Here is a 13,437-nt window from a genome sequence, read left to right as displayed (position 1 = left end):
GCGAGTGCGACCAGTGCCGAACTTTGTCCCCGGCCCCGGGTTCTAAATTTTTATATGCTGAGCAAATTGTCTGCCACATTGTCTGGGAAGCGGCACACCCTCCGGCACGCGATCTGGTTCTGGCTGGCGGTGGGAACCGTGGCCGTGCTGGTGGTCGCGGTCGCGATGTCGCCCGCCTTCAAGGATCTGGTCGAACAGGCGGTCGACTGGGCGCGCGAGATCATGGCACAGCACCCCGTGGCGGGGGCGCTGGTCTTCTTCGTGTTCTCAGCCGTGTCGGCGATGCTGGCCTTTGCCTCGAGCGTGGTGCTGGTGCCGGTGGCCGGCGAGGTATGGGGCAAGCCACTGACGGTGCTGCTGCTGTGGGGCGGCTGGCTGGTGGGCGCGTGCGCGGCCTTCGGCATCGGCCGCCTGGCCGGTCCGCTGCTCGCCCGTATCGGCTACGCGGACAAGCTGGAGAAATACCGGGGCTATGTCTCGACGCGGATGAGGTTCTGGGCGGTGCTGCTGTTCTGCGTCGCGGTGCCTTCGGAAATCCCCGGCTACCTGTTCGGCACCATGCACTACCCGTTCCTGAAATTCCTCGCGGCCATGGCCCTCGCCGAAGCGGGCTATGCGTTCGGCATCGTCGTCGCTGGCGAAAGCCTGGCCATCGACCAGCCCCTGCACTTCCTGATTGCCGTAGCTGTCCTGGCAGTGGTCGCGGTCGCGGCCGGCCTGGTGCTGCGTGCGCGCAAGCACCGGTCGCGCCGCCTGCAGCGCTAAGCCGACGCGTATGCGGGCGTTGGCGCCACCGTGGCAGGTTGCCTGCGCCGGGCACTCACAGGTTTTCCCCTGTAACCCAATCAATACAGGTAATAGCCTGTTTTCATAAATAACAGGCCAAAGCTTGTAAATGCACCTGACAGGCAATATCCTGTATCTATCCGGCCGCCGGCCGGGTCCGGGACCGCGCCATGCACTACCCCATCAAGACCGCCAACCAGTTGCGTCCGATTCTGCAGGGCTTCCGCAAGTCGCGTGGCATGACCCAGGCCGTGATGGCACAGCACCTCGGGGTCACGCAGCAAACCTATGCCGAACTGGAAGCTAACCCCGCCGCCGTCAGCGTCGACCGCCTGCTGCGGGTGCTGCGCGTGCTCGGCGTCGAACTCGTGCTGTCGCAGGCGGACGCTGGCGCCACCGCGCAGCCCGCCCCAGTCCGACCCCAGGCCAAGCCCAGGGCGCCGGCAAACAAGACCGAGCAGCCGGCCCGCCCCGCGACTGGCCGGCGCCCGCGCGAGGACTGGTGACCATGGCGCGCGCACGGCAAGGCAACCGGCTCGACCTGTGGATGAACGGCATCCCGGTCGGCCATTGGGAAACCGGCGCCGCCGGTGACCGGCTGGTCTATCGCGAAGACTGGATCGCCGACCCGCAGGGACGCCCACTGTCGTTGTCGCTGCCGTTCACGCCTGGCAACCAGCCGCATCGCGGCCCGGCTGTGGCCAACTATTTCGACAACCTGCTGCCCGACAGCGATGTCATCCGCCGCCGCATCGCGGCACGCTATCGTGCCGGCGGCACCGACGCCTTCGCGCTGCTGGCCAGGGTGGGACGCGACTGCGTCGGCGCGATCCAGATGCTGCCGCCTGGCGAAGTGCCCGAGGCACTGCAGACGGTCAGCGGCCGCACGCTCAGCGACGAAGACATTGCGACGCTGCTGCACGAAACCACGTCGGCGCCGGTGCTCGGGCATCGCGAGCCCATCGACGACCTGAGGCTATCGATCGCCGGCGCGCAGGAGAAAACCGCGCTGCTGCGCTGGCGCGGACAATGGCAGCTGCCCCAGGGCAGCACGCCGACCACGCATATCTTCAAGCTGCCGCTCGGGCTGGTGGGCAATATGCGCGCCGACATGCGCACCTCGGTGGAAAACGAATGGCTGTGCGCGCAGATCGTGGCGGCTTATGGCCTGCCGGTGGCGCAGTGCGAGATCGCCCGCTTTGCCGGCACCAAGGCGCTGGTGGTCGAACGCTTCGACCGCAGGCCGTCGAGCCGCGGCACCTGGCTGCTGCGCCTGCCGCAGGAAGACATGTGCCAGGCCACCGGCCTCTCGGCCTTGCAGAAATACGAGTCCGACGGCGGACCCGGCATCCGGCAGATTGCCGAGATCCTGTCCGGCTCGCGCGCGGCGGCCGCCGACCGCCGGCATTTCTTCATGGCTCAGGTGGTGTTCTGGCTGCTGGCGGCAACCGATGGCCATGCCAAGAATTTCAGCATCAGCCACTTGCCGGGCAGCCAGTATGAGGCGACGCCGCTGTACGACGTGCTGTCGGCGCATCCGGTGATCGGCCGCGGCCGCAACCAGCTGGCGCCGCAGAAGGCCCGGCTGGCGATGGCGCTGCATGGCCGCAACAGCCACTACGCCATCCACGAAATCCGCCGGCGCCACTGGTTTGCACAGGGACAGCGCATCGGCTTCTCTCCCGCCGAGGTAGAGGCCATCCTGGACCACGTGACCGGGCAGACCGCGCAGGTGATCGACACGGTCGCGTCGGCATTGCCGGCGGACTTTCCGCTGGATGTGGCCGACGCGATCTTCGACGGCATGCGCCGGCACAACCGCAAGCTGGCGGCGCGGGCCGAGGCGGACCTGTGAGCGCGGGCGGACGCCAGCGCAGGCATCGGGAACGAAACCGGAAGGAAAATGGTGCCCATGGGCAGGATCGAACTGCCGACCTCTCCCTTACCAAGGGAGTGCTCTACCACTGAGCCACATGGGCGGGTGTTCCGGCGTGGGACCACGCGGAATCATCTGGAGCGGGAGACGAGTCTCGAACTCGCGACCTCAACCTTGGCAAGGTTGCGCTCTACCAACTGAGCTACTCCCGCGTACTTTGGCTCCCCGACCTGGGCTCGAACCAGGGACCTGCGGATTAACAGTCCGTCGCTCTACCGACTGAGCTATCGGGGAACATATCGCGTTTTCGGCGAAGCGCGGATTCTACATCAACGTTGGCGGATCTTGAAAGGGGGCAACGACAAAAATCCGCAGAACGTCGCTGGATCGTCTGGCCTGGTGGCGTCGATGCTCTGGTAGCAACTGACATCTTCCAAGAGGCCGTTGCAGCATCACCGCTACCGGAGGATCCGCAACTTGTGCACATTGTGCACGCCGAGCGTCCGTCCGCTTGTCCCCATCCACCCGTTACGCTTGAATCGGGTCACCCTTCCGGCAGAGGAAGGATGGAGACAAAGATGCCAATTCCCAACACGGCGCGGCCCCCGGCACGCGCTGGCCGCGCCGCTCTGGCGCAGCTGCTTGAGCCCGCCTCGATCGCCATCATCGGCGCCTCGCGCGATACCAGCCGCATCGGCGGCGTGGCGCTGGACCACCTGCAGCGCCTCGGTTACCAGGGCGAGGTTTACCCGGTCAACCCGCGCTATGCGGAGATCGACGGGCTGGCCTGCTATCCCGATGTGGAATCCCTGCCGGCAGTGCCGGACGTGGCGGTGCTGGCGCTCGGCGCCGACGAAGTGCTGCCGCAATTGCAGCGCTGCCACGCCCGCGGCATCCGGGCCGCTATCCTCTATGCATCGGGCTTTGCCGAGGCCGGCGAAGCCGGCGTCGCGCGCCAGGACGCGCTGGCCGCCTTTGCGCGCGAAAGCGGCATGGCCATCGCCGGGCCCAACTGCATGGGGCTGGCCAACCTGACCACGCGCGCCATCACCGCTTTTGCCACCACCTTCCGCGCCTACCCGCCGCAGGACGGCCCCGGCACCGTCAGCCTGCTGACGCAGAGCGGCAATGTCTGCGCCATCGTCTATGCCACCGGCAGGCAGATGGACGTGGGCTTCCACCAGTTCATCAATACCGGCAACGAAGCCTGCCTGGACTATGCCGACTATCTCGGCTACCTCGCAGACGATGCCCAGACCGGCGCCGTGGTCGGCTACGTCGAAGGCCTGCGCAACGGACCGCGGTTTATCGACGCCGCGGCGCGGATGCGCGCGGCGGACAAGCCGCTGATCGTGCTGAAGGCCGGCGAAAGCGAGGCCGGTTCGGCCGCGACCCAGTCGCACACCGCCGTGCTGGCCGGCAACCAGGCCATCTACCGCGCCGCCTTCGCCCAGGTCGGCGCCATGCAGGCCAGCGATCCGACCCACCTGACCGACCTGGCCTACCTGTCGGGGTTCCGCCAGCGCAGCGCCGGCCGCCGCGTGGTGGTGGCATCGGTGTCGGGCGCGATGGGCGCGCTCTCCGCCGACCTGCTCAGCGCCGCCGGCCTGGACGTGCCGGGCCTGCCCGAGCCGGTGCAGCAGCGCCTGCAAGCGGCCGTGCCGGAGATCGGCTCGGTGGCAAACCCGGTCGACCTGACCGGCCAGTTGTTCAACCGCAGTGGCCTGGCGCACGCAGTGCTAGACCAGCTGGCGGCGTTCGACGGCGTCGACGTGATCTTCCTGTACGCCACCGCCTACCTGCTCGACCGCGTAGCGGATGAACTGATCGACGTGGCGTGCAAGACCGGCCGGCTGATCGTGGTCGCGACCACCGGCGAGCCGGCCAGCCGCGCCCGGCTGGCGGCGGCCGGCGTGGCGCTGTTCCCGGACGTGGCGCGCGCCGCCAAGGCGTTGGGCACGTATGTCGACTGGCTCGGCACGCAGGCCCGGACCGCGCACTGGATCGGGCTGCGCGCGCGCGCCACCGATCATCCGCGGGCCGCGGAACTGCCCGCCGCCGCGCTGGATGAGTATCAGGCCAAGCACTGGCTCGCAGGCTACGGCGTGCCAATCGGCGTGGAAGCGGTCGCGGCCACTCCGGCCGATGCCGCGCGCGCCGCCGCGAGCCTCGGCTTCCCGGTGGCGGTCAAGGTGCTCAGTCCCGACATCGCCCACAAGACCGAGGTCGGCGGTGTGCGGCTGGGACTGCGTGATGCGCAGCAGGTACAGGAAGCCGCCGCAGAAGTGGTTGCCGCCGCGACGCACGGAAAGCCCGATGCGCGCCAGCGCGGCGTGCTGGTGCAGCAGATGGCCAGCGGCGTGTGCGAGCTGATCGTCGGCGTGACGCGCGACCCGGTGTTCGGCCCGGCCATGACGGTCGGCCTGGGCGGGGTCTTTACCGAGGTCTTCCACGACGTGGCGCACCGCCTGCTGCCGGTGGACCGCGCCATGGCCCGCGAGATGCTCGCCGGCCTGCGCGGCTACCGGCTGATGACCGGCTTCCGCGGCAAGCCCGCCGCGGATATCGACGCGGCCGCGGACGCCATTGTCGCGCTGTCCGACGCCGCGCTGGCGCTCGGCGACTCGCTCGCTGAAATGGAAGTGAATCCCCTGCTGGTGCGCGAAGCCGGCCGCGGTGCGGTCGCGCTCGACGCACTGGTGCTGACGCAGCAGCCGAACCACGACGGAGACCGGCAATGAGAGACGACACCATCGACACCCGCCGCCGCGACACGCTGGCGCTGCTGGGCCTGGGCGCGCTGGCGCCGCTGGGCGCACTGTCTTCCGGCGCGCGGGCGGCCGATTTCCCTGCGCGCCCGGTCACGCTGATCGTGCCGTTCGCCGCGGGCGGCGCCACCGATACGCTGGTGCGCACGCTGGCCGACAGCGCCGGCAAGACGCTGGGCCAGCCCGTCGTCGTCGAGAACAAGCCCGGCGCCGCCGGCGTGCTGGGCGCCAACGCGGTCGCGCGCGCCAAACCTGACGGCTACACGCTGACAGTGATCCCGGAGCCCGTGTTCCGGCTGCCCCACCTGCAGAAAACGCAGTACGACCCGCTGCGCGATTTCACCTACGTGATCCACCTGACCGGCTACACGCTGGGCGTCGCGGCGCGCGCCGACGCGCCGTGGCAATCGTGGCAGGAAATGATCGACGATGCGCGCCGCCGTCCCGGCAAGATCAGCTACGGCAGCACCGGCACCAACGGCACCATGCACGTGACCATGGAAGAGATCGGGCAGAAGCTCGGCGTCCAGTTCAATCATGTGCCGTACAAGGGCGAGTCCGAGATCATCGCCGCGCTGATGGGCGGGCATATCGACCTGGGCGTCACGGCCGGCGGCATCGGCCCCTATGTCGACAGCGGCAAGGCGCGCTGGCTGGTGCTCTGGACCGCCGGGCATTCGCGCCGCTGGCCGCGCGTGCCGACGCTGCGCGATGCCGGCGTGGACATCGTGTCGACCTCGCCGTTCGGTATCGCCGGCCCGCGCGACATGGACGCGCAGGCGGTGCAGGTGCTGCACGACGCCTTCCGCAAGGCGCTCAACGAGCCGGCGATGCAGAAGCTGCTGGAGCGGCTCGACCAGGAGAACGCGTATCTGAACAGCGCCGACTACACCGCCTTCGCGCGCCAGCGCTACGAAAGCCAGGGCAAGCTGGTCAAGCGCCTGGGCCTGACCGCCAACCCTTGATGAATGCAGATCCCGGAGCCCGCATGCAATATCGATCCGTCTTCCACGCCGGCCTGTTCGCCGGCCGTACCGTGCTGGTCACCGGCGCCGGCAGCGGCATCGGCCGCTGCACCGCGCACGAGCTGGCCAGCCTGGGCGCGCGCGTGGCGCTGGCCGGCCGCAAGCTGGAAAAGCTGGAACAGGTCCGCGAGGAAATCATCGACGCCGAGCCGGAAGCCGCCACCCGCATCACGCTGCACAGCTGCGATATCCGCGACGAGGCGCAGGTGCGCGAGACCGTGGCCGCGGTGCTGGCGGCGCATGGCAGCATCGACGGCCTCTTCAACAACGCCGGCGGCCAGTTCCCGTCGCCGCTGCGCGACATCAGCCTGAAGGGTTGGGAAGCCGTGGTGCGCAACAACCTGACCGGCGGCTTCCTGGTGGCGCGCGAATGCTTCACGCAATGGATGGAAGCCAGCGGCGGCGCCATCGTCAATATCATTGCCGACATGTGGAACGGCATGCCGGGCATGGGTCATTCCGGCGCGGCGCGAGCCGGCATGCTGTCGTTTACCGAGACCGCCGCGTGCGAGTGGGCCGCCGCGGGCGTCCGCGTCAACGCCGTGGCGCCGGGATGGATCGCGTCCAGCGGCTTCGACACCTATCCGCCCGAATTCCAGGCCAAGATCCGCCAGCTGGCGCGCAAGGTGCCGCTGCAGCGGCTGGGCACCGAGGCCGAGGTCTCCGCGGCGGTGGTGTTCCTGCTGTCGCCGGCGGCGGCCTTCATCACCGGCTCGACCCTGCGCGTCGACGGCGGCGTTCCCAACGCCAAGCACACCTGGCCGCAGCCGCAGCACCAGCGTTCGCAGCCATACAACGGCTTCCCGCTCTACACGCTGCCCCAATGCCTGGCGCCGTCCAACGAGTAAGCGAACACCATGACCCTGCAACCGCCTAACCCGCGCTACTACAGCGCGGACCATGAAACGTTCCGCGCCAGCGTGCGGCGCTTCTTTGAAAAGGAAGTCGCCCCCAATGCCGAGGCCTGGGACGAAGCCGGCAGCTTCCCGCGCGAGCTGTACCGCAAGGCGGCGGAAGCCGGCCTGCTGGCGCCCGGTTTTCCCGAGGAGTACGGCGGCGCGCCGTGCGATGCCTTCTACCGCATGATCCTGTTCGAGGAGCGCGCCTGGGGCGGCTCGGGAGGGATCGCCTCGGGGCTGTTCTCGCACACCATCGGCGCGCCGCCGATCGCCGCGGTGGGCAGCGAGGCGCTTAAGGCGCGCGTGCTGCCGCAGATCCTGTCGGGCCAGAAAATCTCCGCGCTGGCGATCACCGAGCCCGACGCCGGCTCCGACGTGGCCCGGCTGTCGACCAGCGCGCGCCGCGAGGGCGACCACTACATCGTCAACGGCACCAAGCTCTATATCACCTCCGGCATGCGCGCCGATTTCTTCACCGTGGCCGTGCGCACCGGCGGCCCGGGTGCGGGCGGCGTGTCGCTGCTGCTGATCGACGGCGACACGCCGGGTCTGAGCCGCACGCCGCTGAAAAAAATGGGCTGGTGGGCGTCCGACACCGCGCAGCTGTTCTTCGAGGACTGCCGTGTGCCGGTGGAAAACCGCATCGGCGAGGAAGGCAAGGGCTTTGCCGCCATCACCCGCAACTTCAACCACGAGCGCCTGGCGCTGGCGGCGGCAGCCTGCGGCTATGCCCAGGTCTGCTTCCACGACGCACTGGTGTGGGCGCGCGACCGCCATACCTTCGGCAAGCGGCTGGCCGACCACCAGGTGGTGCGCCACCAGCTGGTCGACATGGCCACGCGCATCGAATCCACGCGCGCTCTGCTCGACGACCTCGCCGCGCGCCTGGACGACGGCGCCGCGCCGGTGGCGCAGATCGCAATGGCGAAGAACATGGCCACGCGGACCTTCCAGTTCTGCGCGGACCGCGCGGTGCAATTGCTCGGAGGGATGGGCTATATGCGCGGCAGCCGCGTGGAGCGGCTGTATCGCGAGGTCAAGGTGATGATGATCGGCGGCGGGGCGGAGGAAATCATGAAGGACCTGGCGGCAAAGCAGCTGGGGATCTAAGTCAAAGGTTGCGAATGTTGTCTCCCCTCTCCCGCAAGCGGGAGAGGGGAGACAACAGCCCCGCCTATTCCAGCTTCACCCCGCTCTTCCTCACCACCTCGCCCCAGCGCACCGCTTCTGCCTTGATAAAGGCTTGGAACTGCTCGGGCTTGCCGCCGACCGGGTCGATACCATAGTCGATCAGCCGCGCACGCACGTCCGGCTGCCGCAGCACCGCATCCATGTCAGCCGACAGCTTCGCCAGCACCGCCGGCGGGGTCTTCGCCGGCGCCAGCAACCCGATCCAGCTGCCCGCCGTTACTGCCGGGAAACCGGCCTCGGCCATGGTCGGCACCTCCGGCGCGGCCGGCCAGCGCGTCGGGCTGGTAATCGCCAGCGCGCGCACCTTGCCCGCCTTCACCTGCGGCATCATGGTCTGCACCGAATCGAAGATCACTGCGACCTGCCCGGAGAACAGGTCGGGTAACGCGGGCGAGATACCCTTGTACGGCACATGCGTCATCTTCATGCCGACCGCCTGCGCGAACAGTTCTCCCGCCAGGTGCGCGCCGGAGCCGGTGCCGCTCGATGCAAAGGTCATCTTGTCCGGATTGGCCTTGCCCCAGCCCACCAGCTCCTTGACGGTAGTCGGTGGCAGCTGCGCGCTGCCGACCAGCAGCAGCGGGATCCGGCCGATCATGCTGACGCCGGTCAGGTCCTTGACCGGGTCATAACTCATCTTGCCGTACAGGCTCGGGTTGATCGCGTGGGCGGCGACCACGACCAGCAGCGAATACCCGTCCGGCGCCGATCTGGCGACGTTTTCCGAGCCGATCATGCCGTTGGCGCCGGCACGGTTCTCCACCACCACCGGCTGGCCGATGCGCTCGGACAGCTTCTGCATGACCAGCCGCGTTACGGCGTCGGACACGCCGCCTGGCGTATACGGCACCACCACGCGCAGCGGCCGGTTCGGATAGGCGTCGCCCTGCGCCAGGGCCGGGATGGCGCCGGCGAGGCTGCCGGCGAGCAGGCCCAGCGTCAGCAGGCGGCGGACGCGAGCGTTGCGCTTGGATGGGGTCATGTGTCTCCTCCTTGTCAGGGTTGGCCGGGTCTATGCCCAGCTGCGCGGTACGGAAAGCGGGAAATCGAGCAGCATCTGCGCATAGCTCTTGCCCAGCGGGTCGGAGCGCAGGCTGGCCACGCCGCCGCCGCCCAGCGCGCCATGCATCAGGAAGTTCAGCGCATGCAGGCCGGGCACGTCGAAGCGCTCGACCTCACCCTCTACCAGGTGGGCGAAGTACGCACGCACGGCCTGCGGCGTCAGCTGTTCGCGCAGCAGGGCCAGGTATTCGGGCTTGCGCGCGATCACGCCGATGTTCTCGTCGTCGCCCTTGTCGCCGCTGCGGGCGTAGGCCAGCGCGACCAGCGGGCGTTGCACGCGGGCCTCGTCGGGCACCGGCGGCAGCGCCGGGCCATCGACGGCGGCGGGCACCTCAGGTGCGCCGCTGGCTGCCGCGTTCGGCAGCCTGATCACGCCACCCTCGAACTCCACCCGCATCGGCACCTCCGCCTTGGGCACCAGGAAGGAAAACACCTTCACCACCGGCTGGATATCGACACGCCCCGCAAAGGACGACCGCGTGCCGGCCGCCATCGACGTTCCCGCCGACGAGCATTCGCGCTGCAGGAAGCTCAGGCCCCGCGCCTGCGGATGGCGCGCGCCGATGCGCAGCACCACCTCGCGCGTCGGCAACTCGCGCGCATGGGCGCCGTATTGCGATTCGCAACCCAGCAGCTCGACCACGGTCTCGGTGTAGTCGGGCATGCCGCGTTCGGCCAGCATGGCGCGGGTGCGCGCCAGCAGCGCCGCGGCGGTGCGGCGCGCCTTGGCCGGGGCGTCGATGCCGCGGATCGCCATCATCAGGCTGATCTGGAAGCCGTCCTGCCAGGTGGCGTTGCCCTTGTAGTGGGTGCCCGGCGCCCTGCCGCGCGCGCCAGCCACGCGCACGCGGCCCGGCTCGACCAGCTCGGTACGCACCATGCGGAAGTCGCAGGTCACGTCCGGCATCAGGTAGCTGGCGGGGTCGCCCACCTCGTACAGCACCTGCTCTGCGACCGCGGCGGGGTCGACCAGCCCGCCGGTGCCCTCCGGCTTGCTCAGCTCGAAGCTGCCGTCGTGCGCGCAGTCGATCACCGGGTAGCCCATCCGCTCCCAGCCGGGCACGCGCTCCCAGTCGGTGAACAACCCGCCGGTGGCCTGCGCGCCGCATTCGATCACGTGGCCTGCCAGCGTGCCGGCGGCAAGGCGGTCCCAGTCGGTCCAGTCCCAGCCGAATTCGTGGGCCAGCACCCCGATCACCACGGCGCTGTCGACGCAGCGGCCGGTGACGACGATATCGGCGCCCAGCGCCAGCGCGCGGGCAATGCATTGGGCGCCGGTGTAGGCGTTGGCCGACCACGGCTCGGTGGTCGGCACGGGCGCCCCGGCAAGGTCGGTCAGCCCGTCGGCGCACCATTGCGCGAAACGGGGCTGCACGTCGTCGCCGGTGACCACGGCGATGCGCGGTTTCAGGCCCTGCTGCGCCGCCACCCTGAGCAGCGCGTCCCGGCAGGCTCCCGGGTTCAGGCCGCCGGCATTGGCGACCACGCGGACGCCGCGCCGCAGGATTTCGGCAAGGTTGGGCGCCATCGCCGCCTGCACGAAATCGGTGGCATAGCCCAGTGCGGGATCCCTGGCGCGGGCGCGCGCCAGGATCGACATGGTGGTCTCGGCCAGGTAGTCGTAGACCAGGTACTGCAGGCCTGGGACCGCCAGCAGCTGCGGCGTGGCGATCGCGGAATCGCCCCAGAAGCCGGAGGCGCCGCCGATGCGCACGGTCTTGCCGGTGTGTGTCGCGGTATTTGCCAGTGCGCTCATGCCGGCTCCTTCGCCGTCACGTCGGCTTCGACGCGCGCCAGCAGCGAGCCGGCGCTGGCCTGTCCGCCGGCGCGCGCGGCCAGTTCAGCGACCACGCCGGCAAACGGCGCGGCGATGGTGTGCTCCATCTTCATGGCCTCCAGCACCACCAGCGGCTGGCCGGCTTCCACACGCTCGCCCTCGGCCACGTGGACCGCGACGATGCGCGCCGTCAGCGGCGCCTGCAGGACCCCGTCGGCCTCGCCGGCATCGCGGCGGCGGCGCGGGTCGTGCAGCGGGAACTGCCAGGCGCGGCCGGACTGGAACAGGTGCAGCACCTGCTTGTCGGCGGCAAACACCAGCGGGTAGGCCACGCCGTCGCACTCGACCAGCGCCGTGCCGCTGTCGCCGTCGGCGCGCAGCACGCGCAGCACGCAGGCGACCGCTTCCTGGTCATCATCGCGCTGGCGCAGCATCACTTGCCAGCCTTCGACGGCGACGCGCAAGGTCGCTTCCAACGCCGTGCCGGCCGCGTACAGCACCACGCTGGCGGCGGCACGCGCGAGCGTGGCGGGCTTGCCGTTGTCGCTCAGCAGCCCCGACGCGGCCAGTGCGGCGCTCGCCACCACGTGCAACGGTGGCCGCGGCGCCTGTAGCGCGCCCTGCATATGCGCTTCGACGAAGCCGGTGTGCACGTTATTGCCGGCAAAGGCCGGATGCGCGAGGCAGTTGGCCAGGAAACCCTGGTTGCTCGGCACGCCCAGCAACGCGCAGTCTTCCACCGCGCGCAGCAGCTTGCGGCGCGCTTCCTCCCGGTCGGCGCCATGGGCGACCAGCTTGGCCACCATCGAGTCGTAATGCGTGGGGATGGCACCGCCCTCTTCCAGCGCATGGTCGACGCGCACGTCGCGGCCGGCGGCGGGCGGGCGCCAGCGCAGCAGCGGCCCGCCCTGCGGCAGGAAGCCGGCGGTAACGTCTTCGGCGGTCAGGCGGACCTCGATGGCGTGGCCGTCGAGCTTCACCTGGTCCTGCGTCACCGGCAGCGGCTCGCCCGCCGCCACGCGCAACTGCCATTCGACCAGGTCGAAACCGGTGATGGCCTCGGTCACCGCATGCTCGACCTGCAGGCGCGTGTTCATCTCCATGAAGTAGAAGTTGCCGTCGGCATCGAGCAGGAACTCCATGGTGCCGGCGCCGACGTAGCTGATTGACCTTGCCGCGCGCACCGCGGCCTCGCCCATGCGGGCGCGCAGTGCCGGGCTGACCGCCGGCGATGGCGCCTCTTCGATGACCTTCTGGTGGCGGCGCTGCACCGAGCAGTCGCGCTCGCCCAGATGGATGACATGGCCCTGTGTATCGGCAAAGACCTGGATCTCGACGTGGCGTGGCGCGATCACGGCGCGCTCCAGGATCAGCTCGTCGGAACCGAACGCGGCCGCGGCCTCGGAGCGCGCGCTTGCCAGCGCGATGGGCAGCGCCGCCGCCTCGCGCACCAGCCGCATGCCGCGCCCGCCGCCGCCGGCCGCGGCCTTGACCATCAGCGGGAAACCGATCGCTCCGGCTTCGGCCAGCAGCGTGGCGTCGTCCTGCGCCGTGCCCTGGTAGCCTGGCACGCAGGGCATGTCGGCGGCCAGCATCAGGCGCTTGGCCTCGGCCTTGTTGCCCATGGCGCGGATTGCCTCGGCAGGTGGGCCGACAAAAATCAAGCCCGCCGCCGCGACGGCGTCGGCAAAGCCCGCGTTCTCGGCCAGGAAGCCGTAGCCGGGATGGATGGCGTCGGCGCCGCTGGCACGGGCGGCCTCGATGATGGCGGGGATGTTCAGGTACGACTCGCGCGGCGCCGCAGCGCCGATGCATACCGCGCGGTCCGCGAACGCCACGTGCGGACTGTGGCGGTCGGCCTCGGAGTAGACGGCCACGGTGGCCAGCCCGAGGCGGCGCGCGGTGCGCATGATGCGCACCGCGATCTCGCCGCGATTGGCGACGAGCAGCGTATGGAAGGGTCGGCTGGTTGCAGACATGGGGGAATCCTGTGAATGGGTCCTACCCGTCGCCCCGGCGCAGGCGGGGATCCAGTGGCTTGGAAAGACGCTGG

10 protein-coding genes and 3 tRNA genes are annotated in these 13,437 nt (G+C 69.6%); 7 read left to right on the top strand and 6 right to left on the bottom strand.

From position 1 onward, the window contains the following. Window positions 1-78: 78 nt before the first annotated feature. The 3 genes from MKD50_RS08490 (at window position 79) to MKD50_RS08480 (ending at window position 2,641) form a co-directional block, all read left to right on the top strand. Window positions 79-765 (top strand): TVP38/TMEM64 family protein, encoded by a 687-nt coding sequence (locus tag MKD50_RS08490; protein WP_252666860.1) that lies wholly within the window; start codon window positions 79-81, stop codon window positions 763-765. Window positions 766-956: 191 nt separating this feature from the next. Further along, the gene (locus tag MKD50_RS08485; protein ID WP_115703227.1) at window positions 957-1,292 is read left to right on the top strand and encodes a helix-turn-helix transcriptional regulator; all 336 of its coding nucleotides are present in this window, start codon (window positions 957-959) and stop codon (window positions 1,290-1,292) included. A gap of 2 nt (window positions 1,293-1,294) precedes the next feature. Further along, on the top strand, window positions 1,295-2,641 hold the full coding sequence (locus MKD50_RS08480; protein WP_252666859.1) for a type II toxin-antitoxin system HipA family toxin: 1,347 nt from the start codon (window positions 1,295-1,297) through the stop codon (window positions 2,639-2,641). Window positions 2,642-2,690: 49 nt separating this feature from the next. On the opposite strand, the gene MKD50_RS08475 is transcribed toward MKD50_RS08480, so the two are convergent. The 3 genes from MKD50_RS08475 to MKD50_RS08465 form a co-directional block, all read right to left on the bottom strand. Further along, window positions 2,691-2,765, bottom strand: a tRNA-Thr gene (locus MKD50_RS08475). Window positions 2,766-2,798: 33 nt separating this feature from the next. Next, window positions 2,799-2,874: transfer RNA gene (locus tag MKD50_RS08470), tRNA-Gly, on the bottom strand. Window positions 2,875-2,880: 6 nt separating this feature from the next. After that, window positions 2,881-2,956: transfer RNA gene (locus tag MKD50_RS08465), tRNA-Asn, on the bottom strand. Window positions 2,957-3,240: 284 nt separating this feature from the next. On the opposite strand from MKD50_RS08465, the gene MKD50_RS08460 reads away from it, so the two are divergent. Genes MKD50_RS08460 through MKD50_RS08445 form a run of 4 tightly spaced genes read left to right on the top strand, consistent with a single transcriptional unit; the run spans window position 3,241 to window position 8,464 of the window. After that, complete coding sequence (locus MKD50_RS08460) at window positions 3,241-5,403, top strand: acetate--CoA ligase family protein (protein ID WP_252666858.1); 2,163 nt, start codon at window positions 3,241-3,243, stop codon at window positions 5,401-5,403. Next, entirely contained in the window at window positions 5,400-6,395 is a 996-nt protein-coding gene (locus MKD50_RS08455; protein ID WP_252666857.1) for a tripartite tricarboxylate transporter substrate binding protein, read from the top strand. Before MKD50_RS08460 ends, MKD50_RS08455 begins: the two co-directional genes overlap by 4 nt. A 23-nt stretch (window positions 6,396-6,418) precedes the next feature. Continuing rightward, window positions 6,419-7,303, top strand: coding sequence for an SDR family oxidoreductase (locus tag MKD50_RS08450; protein ID WP_252666856.1), 885 nt, complete (start codon window positions 6,419-6,421; stop codon window positions 7,301-7,303). A 9-nt stretch (window positions 7,304-7,312) separates the two neighbouring features. Next, on the top strand, window positions 7,313-8,464 hold the full coding sequence (locus tag MKD50_RS08445; protein ID WP_252666855.1) for an acyl-CoA dehydrogenase family protein: 1,152 nt from the start codon (window positions 7,313-7,315) through the stop codon (window positions 8,462-8,464). A gap of 64 nt (window positions 8,465-8,528) precedes the next feature. Here MKD50_RS08445 and MKD50_RS08440 read toward each other — a convergent pair whose 3' ends face one another. Genes MKD50_RS08440 through MKD50_RS08430 form a run of 3 tightly spaced genes read right to left on the bottom strand, consistent with a single transcriptional unit; the run spans window position 8,529 to window position 13,363 of the window. Beyond that, window positions 8,529-9,527 carry a Bug family tripartite tricarboxylate transporter substrate binding protein gene (locus MKD50_RS08440; protein ID WP_252666854.1) on the bottom strand — a complete coding sequence of 333 codons (999 nt, stop codon included), beginning with the start codon at window positions 9,525-9,527 and terminating at the stop codon, window positions 8,529-8,531. A gap of 30 nt (window positions 9,528-9,557) precedes the next feature. Continuing rightward, window positions 9,558-11,363, bottom strand: a complete 1,806-nt coding sequence (locus MKD50_RS08435) for an acyclic terpene utilization AtuA family protein (protein ID WP_252666853.1) — start codon at window positions 11,361-11,363, stop codon at window positions 9,558-9,560. Then, entirely contained in the window at window positions 11,360-13,363 is a 2,004-nt protein-coding gene (locus MKD50_RS08430; protein ID WP_252666852.1) for an acetyl/propionyl/methylcrotonyl-CoA carboxylase subunit alpha, read from the bottom strand. Before MKD50_RS08430 ends, MKD50_RS08435 begins: the two co-directional genes overlap by 4 nt. Window positions 13,364-13,437 lie beyond the last annotated feature (74 nt).

This window comes from Cupriavidus mimosae (genome assembly GCF_023952485.1).
GTDB lineage: Bacteria > Pseudomonadota > Gammaproteobacteria > Burkholderiales > Burkholderiaceae > Cupriavidus > Cupriavidus taiwanensis_C.
The sequence above is the reverse complement of the archived record's forward strand: the minus strand, read 5'-3'. Positions and strand labels throughout refer to the sequence as shown.

Excerpts from the sequence above, each read along its gene's own strand:
- MKD50_RS08485 (WP_115703227.1), top strand. The coding sequence starts at position 957 with ATGCACTACCCCATCAAGACCGCCAACCAGTTGCGTCCGATTCTGCAG.
- MKD50_RS08480 (WP_252666859.1), top strand. The coding sequence starts at position 1,295 with ATGGCGCGCGCACGGCAAGGCAACCGGCTCGACCTGTGGATGAACGGC.
- MKD50_RS08460 (WP_252666858.1), top strand. The coding sequence starts at position 3,241 with ATGCCAATTCCCAACACGGCGCGGCCCCCGGCACGCGCTGGCCGCGCC.
- MKD50_RS08455 (WP_252666857.1), top strand. The coding sequence starts at position 5,400 with ATGAGAGACGACACCATCGACACCCGCCGCCGCGACACGCTGGCGCTG.
- MKD50_RS08450 (WP_252666856.1), top strand. The coding sequence starts at position 6,419 with ATGCAATATCGATCCGTCTTCCACGCCGGCCTGTTCGCCGGCCGTACC.
- MKD50_RS08445 (WP_252666855.1), top strand. The coding sequence starts at position 7,313 with ATGACCCTGCAACCGCCTAACCCGCGCTACTACAGCGCGGACCATGAA.
- MKD50_RS08440 (WP_252666854.1), bottom strand. The coding sequence starts at position 9,527 with ATGACCCCATCCAAGCGCAACGCTCGCGTCCGCCGCCTGCTGACGCTG.
- MKD50_RS08435 (WP_252666853.1), bottom strand. The coding sequence starts at position 11,363 with ATGAGCGCACTGGCAAATACCGCGACACACACCGGCAAGACCGTGCGC.
- MKD50_RS08430 (WP_252666852.1), bottom strand. The coding sequence starts at position 13,363 with ATGTCTGCAACCAGCCGACCCTTCCATACGCTGCTCGTCGCCAATCGC.